Genomic DNA, 8,105 nt, shown 5'->3' on the forward strand with positions numbered 1-8,105 from the left:
GCCCGCGATCCGGCGCGTGCGCCCGATCAGTTCCAGGCTGACTATCAGGGCGACTACGAAGCCGACTATCAGGCCGAGCCGCGCCCGCAGGCGGTTCACCCCGTCAGGGCGGCCGGCAGGTCCAATGGCGCGGGCGGACCGCAGCTCCTGAAGCGGCCGGGTTTCCTGGCTGTGCATAGCGTGGAAAAGGCCTTCGGCAGCCGCCAGGTGGTGCGCGGCGTCAGCATCTATGTGCGCCGCGGCGAAGCGGTCGGCCTGCTCGGTCCGAACGGCGCCGGCAAGACCACCGTGTTCTACATGATCACCGGCCTGATCAAGGCCGATCGCGGCGCGATCGAGCTCGACGGCCACGATGTCACGAAACTCCCGATGTACCAGCGCGCGCGGCTCGGGATCGGCTATCTGCCGCAGGAAGCCTCGATCTTCCGCGGCCTCACCGTCGAGCAGAACATCCGTGCCGTGCTCGAAGTGGTCGAGCCCTCGCGCAAGAAGCGCGAGCAGCAGCTCGACTCCCTACTCGACGAATTCAACATCACGCGGCTGCGCAAATCGCCGTCGATCGCGCTCTCCGGCGGCGAGCGGCGCCGCGTCGAGATCGCGCGTGCGCTGGCGACGCGTCCGAACTACATGCTGCTCGACGAGCCCTTCGCCGGCATCGACCCGATCGCGGTCGGCGACATCCAGGACCTCGTCCGCCATCTCACCAATCGCGGCATCGGCGTGCTCATCACCGACCACAACGTCCGCGAGACGCTCGGTCTCACCGATCGCGCCTATATCGTCTATGCCGGTGAAATCTTGACCGAGGGTAGCCCGGATGAGATCGTCGCCGATCCGGACGTGCGCCGCCTTTACCTTGGCGAGGAATTCCGCCTCTAGCCCTTTTTTCCAATTCGTCAAGGCGTATACATCGGGCTGAGACTAGGATAAGCAAAAATCGGACCAACTTTTTGGGATCGGTTCTTGCTACATGGCGCTCACGCAGAGATTAGAGTTCCGGCAATCGCAGTCGCTGGTCATGACGCCGCAGTTGATGCAGGCGATCAAGCTGCTGCAATTGTCCAATCTCGATCTCACGACCTTCGTGGAAGAGGAGCTCGAGCGTAACCCCCTGCTGGAACGGGCCAATGACGAGGCCCCCGCGGGCGAGACCCCCACTGATGCCCGTCAGTACGGCGATGGCGATGAGGCCGGCGGCCAAGGTGATGGTCAGGGTGACGACGGCTTTGGCGGCAGTGCGGAAGGCTTCGAGCCGGGCCAGGAAGAATGGATGAGCAAGGATCTCGGCACCCGCGCCGAGATCGAGCAGACCCTGGACACGGGCCTGGACAACGTCTTCTCCGAGGAGCCGGCCGAGGCTGCGGCGCGCAACGCCCAGGACGCTGCGCCGACCACCTATACCGAATGGGGCGGCGGCGCCTCCGGCGATGAGGACTACAATCTCGAAGCCTTCGTTGCCGCGGAGTTGACCCTGTCGGACCATCTCGCCGAGCAGCTCTCGGTGGCCTTCACCGGTCCTGCGCAGCGCATGATTGGCCAGTACCTGATCGACCTCGTCGACGAGGCCGGCTATTTGCCGGGCGATCTCGGCCAGGCCGCCGAGCGTCTTGGTGCATCGCAAGCCGACGTCGAGAGCGTCCTTGCCGTGCTGCAAAAATTCGATCCGCCCGGCGTCTGCGCGCGTAACTTAAGCGAATGCCTTGCGATCCAGCTCCGCGAGCTCGACCGCTATGATCCCGCGATGCAGGCCCTGGTCGAGCATCTCGATCTCCTCGCCAAGCGCGATATCGTGGCCTTGCGCAAGATCTGCGGCGTCGACGACGAGGACATCGCCGACATGATCGGCGAAATCCGCCGCCTTAATCCCAAGCCCGGCATGAAGTTCGGCTCGGCGCGTTTGCAGACCATGGTGCCCGATGTCTATGTCCGCCCGGGTCCCGACGGCGGCTGGCATGTCGAGCTCAACAGCGATACCTTGCCGCGTGTGCTGGTCAACCAGACCTACTATTCCGAGCTGTCGAAGAAGATCGGCAAGGACGGCGACAAGTCCTATTTCACCGACGCGCTTCAGAACGCGACCTGGCTGGTGCGCGCGCTCGACCAGCGCGCCCGCACCATCCTGAAGGTTGCAACCGAGATCGTGCGCCAGCAGGACGGCTTCTTCACCCACGGCGTGGCGCACCTGCGGCCGCTCAATCTGAAGGCCGTCGCCGACGCCATTCAGATGCATGAATCCACGGTGTCGCGCGTCACCGCCAACAAATACATGGCGACAAATCGCGGCACATTCGAGTTGAAATATTTCTTCACGGCCTCGATCGCCTCGGCCGACGGTGGCGAGGCGCATTCTGCCGAAGCCGTTCGCCACCACATCAAGCAGCTGATCGATTCGGAAGCGCCCGCGGCGATCCTGTCGGACGACACCATCGTGGAACGCTTGCGCGCCTCGGGCATTGATATTGCCCGCCGCACGGTCGCGAAGTACCGCGAAGCCATGCGCATACCCTCCTCGGTGCAACGCCGCCGCGACAAGCAGAGCGCTCTTGGTAACGTCCTCTCCACCGCAATGTCCGATCGCTCCCGCAACACCGAACCGGCCTGATTGCACTGGCGCGAAATCGCGCTACTCTCGGCTCCCCTTTGCAACTGATCCAGGCACGCGCATGATCCGGAAAAGCGCACAGCGGTTTCCTCTCCCGACGAACGCGGAAAGGGTCCGTGGGGAGATCATGCGCAGGGAAGAACTTCAGCTGTGATGACGCGTCGTCGCAGCTGAAGAGCAAACCAAGCGAGGCATCCATGACTCTTCGGATTTCGGGCAAGAGCATCAGCGTCGGTGAGGCCCTGCGCGGTCGCGTTGCCGACCGCACCGACGAGGTGCTGCGCAAATATTTCGACGGCAATTATTCCGGCCACATCACGCTCAGCAAGGACGGCTTCGGCTTCCGCACCGATTGTGCCCTGCACCTCGATTCGGGGATCACGCTGGAGGCCGATTCGAACGCGCCGGATGCTTATGCCAGCGCCGACCAGGCGCTGGTGATGATCGAGAAGCGGTTGCGCCGCTACAAGAACCGGCTCAAGGACCGCTCCGCCCGCAAGGCCCATGTCGCCTCCGAAGCGATGGCTGCGCTCGATGCGACGAGCTACGTGCTGGAGGCGCCGGAGGGCGAGGACGAGGTCACCGTCTACAGCCCCGTCATCATCGCGGAGGCGACCACCTCGCTGAGGCCGCTGTCGGTCAGCGAGGCGGTCATGGAACTCGATCTCAGCGGAGCGCCTTGCCTGGTCTTCCAGCATGGCTCTTCGGGCCGGGTAAACATCATTTACCGCCGGGCGGACGGCAATGTGGGCTGGATCGATCCGCCGGGGGCCAAGGTCGATGGCAAGGCGGGCGGTTAGGCCGAGGCGGGACTCCGTACAATCCCGGCCCTTAACAATGACCGTGGCAAAGCCGCACGCGGGAGTTGGCACCGGGATTGCGTTGGAGTAGAAGCCCCCCACATCTGGACTCGGCAGGACTCTGGGCTAAGTCCTCCTCCTGCTTCATGTTATTGACGCCGGCCGAGCTTGGTCTATCAAGCTGGCCAAATCGGAACCTGACGGTTTAATTCACCTCGGAAAGCCTCCATGCCGATTACCGATCTGGTCGCACCCGAGGCGATTCTCCCGGCATTGAAAGTCAACAGCAAGAAGCAGGCTTTGCAGGAGCTCGCGGCCAAGGCCGCCGAGCTGACCGGCCAGAACGAGCGCTCCGTGTTCGAGGTGCTGCTGCAGCGGGAGAAGCTCGGCACCACCGCGGTCGGCTACGGCGTTGCCATTCCGCACGGCAAACTGCCCAAACTCGAAAAGATCTTTGGCCTGTTCGCACGGCTCGACCGCCCGATCGATTTCGAATCGATGGACGGCCAACCGGTCGATCTGGTCTTCCTGCTGCTCGCCCCCGAAGGCGCCGGCGCCGATCACCTCAAAGCGCTCGCCCGCATCGCCCGCCTCCTGCGCGACCAGGACATCGCCAAGAAGCTCCGCGCCTCGCGCGATGCCCAGGCGATTTATTCGGTGCTCGCCCTGCCGCCTGCGACGGCGGCTTAAAGCCTCCCGCCCGTTCGAACCCACCGCGCAACATCTGCGACTTAATTTCACGGCCGGGCGCTGTCGATCGGATTCCGCACGCGTCCGGCAGGGATTCGGCGCGGGAATTTTCAACACATGACTTGCGGTTCGATCGGCCGGGTTTTCGGCCTGCTTTGCTCGGTCACGATCGCCGTGACGGCCGTGGCGCATGCTGACGAGGCATCCAACGATCGCGTCATCGCCGAGAAGACCGCGATCATCGCGGCGGAGCCGGCGAATGCGGCGGCTTACGAGCTGCGGGGAGAAGCCTATTATCTCAAGCGGGACTGGAATCGCGCCTTCGACGATTGCAGCGCCGCGATCCGGATCGACCCGAACTTCGGGCGTGCCTATCATTGCCGCGGCCGCGCCTATTCCGCCAAAGGCGACCGCGATCGCGCGATGGCCGACTACAACGAGGCCATCCGCCTCGATCCCGACTATGGCGCGCCCTACACCTCGCGCGCCGAGGAATATTTCAACCACCGCGATTTCGATCTCGCGATCGCCGGCTTCACCGAGGCCATCGAACGCAGCCCCAAGCAGGCCTACCGTGCGCTCATGATGCGCGGGCAGGTCTATGCGGTGAAGGGCGACGTCGATCGTGCCGCCGCCGATTACACCGAGGCGATGCAGCGGAATCCAGCCGCTGCCTGGCCCTACGAACTGCGAAGCAACATTCGTCTCAACAAGGGCGAGATCGATGCAGCCCTGGACGACTGCGACAGCGCCGTCCGTCTCGAGCCCGGAAGTGCCGGCGGCCATTATTGCCGGGCCATTGTGTTCCTGAAGAAGGATGACACCGACGGCACCATCCGGGAGTTGGATGACGTCACGAGAATCACGCCGTCTTTCCAGAAGGCCTATCGCGTTCGCGCCGTTGTCCTGCACAGGAAGGGCGACGATAAACGGGCCCTTGCCGATTTCGACGAAGCGATTCGGCTACAGCCGCGAGATTCGGAGGTCTACAACGATCGCGCCGGCGTGTTTCGCGACCTTGGACAGCACGACCGCGCGCTCGCCGACTACAACGAGGCGATCCGGCTCGATCCGAAAAGCCAGTCCGCCCTGGCCAATCGCGGCCTCCTCTACATGATGATGTCCGACGCCAAGCATGCGCGCGCGGACTTCAACAGCGTGCTCGCGCTGCCGCCGACCGACAAATGGGCCGTGGACACGGCGCGTGAGGGGCTTGGCTTTGTGAAGTGATGAGCGAGCGGCGTGCGTCAGCTTCGATCAATCCGATAGTATTGGATCGCGTACTACTCAGAATAACGGTCGAGTGGCCGATACCTCACGCTTCCTGTCCCGTGCCGCATCCGGAAAATCCGTCCCCGGAGTGCTCGTCGGTTCAATTTTTGACCATGTATTCAGGGATATGCGCGTTCGCTGCGATACTCTGAATGGTCCTCTCTCCTGAGGCTACGGCGAAGGTTGGTCGCCACCTAGGGTTGCGCTGCCCGGACGAACGCGCGCTGGTAACACTGTGTCCGGTCGGACACAGGAAAAGTGAATTGGTAACGGAGCTGGTGGCACACCTTGCGGGCTCCATTTGCCCCCTGCAATCTCCAGTAATCTGCCGGCAAGGCCTCCAATATTCAGCCGACTCGGCGGCAAAAAGCGGGTGGGGGCATGTCGAAACAGATTCCGGCGCATGGCGTGCCGCGCGTCCTTACATCGTCGATTGATCTTGATGCGTCGAAGCGGCGCGGCTCGCTGCTCGCGAGCACGGCGTGTGCAGGCGTGTTCGTCGCAATGATCGCCGGCCATCCGGGGAGCGCGCTGGCGCAATCCTGCTCGACCAGCGGCTCCAGCCCGGTCACCGTGCTGTGCGACGCGCCCGGCAGCACGATCACGACCACGAATACAACCAACAGCACCAGCCCGAACGCCGCGACCAACGACCGGGTGCAATCGTTCAATGCCGATACGATCGGCACCGTCACCGCCAACACCACCGTCAACGGGTTCGGTCTTCAGCTTGCTCCGACCGGCTCCGGCCGGACCATCACGATGACCAACAGCGGCATCGTGACGACGAACCAGGCGGCCGTCTCCGCAATCGGCCTTGTCGGCAACGGTGGGGCCGTCAGCTACTCGGGCAGCGGCAGCGTCATCAACACGGCCGCCGGCACGGCCCTCAGTGCCTCCAATACAGGCAGTGGCTCCGTGCTCGTCACGAGCGACGGCAGCGTAACCACCGGCGCCGGGGGCATCGGCATTGATGCTGCGACCAGCGGCACCGGCAGCGTGACCGTCAGCGGCAGCGGCAACGTGACGTCAGGTCTCGGCATCAGTGCAGTCGCAAGCGGTGGCGGCGACGTGACGGTGACCGGAAGCGGCACGATCACCGCGGGCGGCCAGGGTATTCACGCGACGGCATCAGGCGGCAACGGCAACATCGTGATCGCACGTGACGGCGTCATCTCCTCTGGCGGGATTGCCATCGTGACGTCGGTTGCTGGTGCGGGCACGTCGACCGTGACCATCTCCAGGGACGTGACGTCGAGCGTTGGCGAGGGCGTGTTGGCCATCACACAAGCCGGAACCAATACGGTGACCGTCACCAGCGGCACGGTCCGCTCAAACTTTCCCGGCTCGAACGCCATCAGTGTGGGGTCGAGCAGCGGCGGCGCCATCAACGTCACGATCGGATCGGCCGCGACCTTGCGCACATGGAACAGTGGCGGCAGTGTCGGCGTCGACGCATTTTCCGCGACGGGCAATGTCACGATCGCGAACAGCGGCACGATCATCGGTAACGTGGGTGGTGTCAGCACGTTCACGGGCGGCGTCTCGACGGTCATCAATGCCGGCAGCATCACGGGCCTCACCGGCACCGCGGTGAGCTTCGTTTCCGGAAGCAACAACCTTCTCGTGATGGACGGACCGAACGCAAAGCTCGTCGGCCTCGCCATCGGCCACGGCACGGATACCTTCCGTTTCGCGGGCAGCGGGAGCAACAGTTTCGACGTCAGCCAGATATCGACCGGTTGGGCGCTGCTCGACAAGACGGGGTCGTCCAACTGGACGCTCACGGGTACCGCGACCTATACCGGTCCGGTGACGGTGAACGGCGGCACCTTGTCGGTGAACGGCGATCTCTCCTCGGCCAGCAGCATCGCCGTGAATGCCGGCGGCACGCTCGGCGGCAACGGCACTCTCGGTGCCGTCGCCATCAATGGCGGCTCGCTGGCGCCCGGCAATTCGATTGGCACGCTGACAACCGCGAGCCTGACCATGACGGCGGCCTCGACCTATCTGGTGCAGGTCTCCGGCGCGATCTCCGACAAGACAATCGTCACGGGCATCGCCAGCATCAATGGCAAGGTGGTGGTGGATCCGCTGACGCGGGTGTCGGCGACGACGACCTATACCATCATGACCGCGGGCACGGTGAGCGGCAGCTTCTCCGGCGCCGAATTCCTCACCGCGAACAGCTTCGCCCGTAACGCGCGGCTGAGCTATGTCGGCAGTGATGTGCTGCTGACGCTCGATCCCGGCACGCTCTCGTCCTCGCTGCCGGGCAATGCCAACGTCAATCAGCGGAACGTTGCGGCCGGAATCGACAATGCGCTGATCGGCGGCGCTGCGATGCCGGCCAGCTTCAATGCGCTGTTCGCGCTCGCGGGCACTCCTCTGCTCAACGCGCTGACGCAGGCCTCGGGCGAGACGGCCACCGGCGCGCAGCAAACCACGTTCAACGCGATGAACATGTTCATGGGCGTGCTCACCGATCCGTTCGTTGCTGGTCGCGGCGATTCGCGTTCGTCCGGCGGTGCTGCGGGTTATGCGGCCGAGGACAGCGACGCGCTCGCTTATGCTGCCGGCCGCAAGCGCAGCGGCGCCGAGCGTGACGCCTACGCCGCGATCTATCGTAAAGCTCCGGTGCAGGCCTTCGAGTCGCGCTGGAGTGTGTGGGCTGCCGGCTTCGGCGGCTCGCAAACCACCGACGGCAACGCAACGACCGGCGCCAACGCCGCCACCAGCCG

6 protein-coding genes are annotated in these 8,105 nt (G+C 64.3%); all 6 read left to right on the forward strand.

Annotated features, from left to right (window positions below):
• Nucleotides 1–879 (forward strand): LPS export ABC transporter ATP-binding protein (lptB, locus tag MOV74_RS25010; RefSeq protein ID WP_246928687.1); only part of this gene is annotated, 879 nt, incomplete at its 5' end.
• 91 nt (nt 880–970) lie between these two features.
• Nucleotides 971–2,602 (forward strand): RNA polymerase factor sigma-54, encoded by a 1,632-nt coding sequence (gene rpoN / locus MOV74_RS25015; protein WP_246928711.1) that lies wholly within the window; start codon nt 971–973, stop codon nt 2,600–2,602.
• Between the two features lie 197 nt (nt 2,603–2,799).
• A complete protein-coding gene (gene hpf, locus MOV74_RS25020) occupies nt 2,800–3,402 on the forward strand; it encodes a ribosome hibernation-promoting factor, HPF/YfiA family (RefSeq protein ID WP_246928724.1) in 603 nt (200 codons plus the stop codon).
• Between the two features lie 228 nt (nt 3,403–3,630).
• Nucleotides 3,631–4,092: a PTS IIA-like nitrogen regulatory protein PtsN gene (gene ptsN, locus MOV74_RS25025; RefSeq protein ID WP_027514736.1), complete on the forward strand. Its 462-nt coding sequence runs from the start codon at nt 3,631–3,633 to the stop codon at nt 4,090–4,092.
• 117 nt (nt 4,093–4,209) lie between these two features.
• On the forward strand, nt 4,210–5,322 hold the full coding sequence (locus MOV74_RS25030) for a tetratricopeptide repeat protein (RefSeq protein WP_246928727.1): 1,113 nt from the start codon (nt 4,210–4,212) through the stop codon (nt 5,320–5,322).
• A 423-nt stretch (nt 5,323–5,745) separates the two neighbouring features.
• Nucleotides 5,746–8,105 (forward strand): autotransporter-associated beta strand repeat-containing protein (locus tag MOV74_RS25035; RefSeq protein ID WP_246928730.1); only part of this gene is annotated, 2,360 nt, incomplete at its 3' end.

The sequence above is a fragment of the Bradyrhizobium sp. SHOUNA76 genome (assembly GCF_023006445.1).
GTDB lineage: Bacteria > Pseudomonadota > Alphaproteobacteria > Rhizobiales > Xanthobacteraceae > Bradyrhizobium.

Bases quoted from the DNA above. Each gene is read 5' to 3' on its own strand.
- rpoN (WP_246928711.1), top strand. From the start codon at position 971: ATGGCGCTCACGCAGAGATTAGAGTTCCGGCAATCGCAGTCGCTGGTC.
- hpf (WP_246928724.1), top strand. From the start codon at position 2,800: ATGACTCTTCGGATTTCGGGCAAGAGCATCAGCGTCGGTGAGGCCCTG.
- ptsN (WP_027514736.1), top strand. From the start codon at position 3,631: ATGCCGATTACCGATCTGGTCGCACCCGAGGCGATTCTCCCGGCATTG.
- MOV74_RS25030 (WP_246928727.1), top strand. From the start codon at position 4,210: ATGACTTGCGGTTCGATCGGCCGGGTTTTCGGCCTGCTTTGCTCGGTC.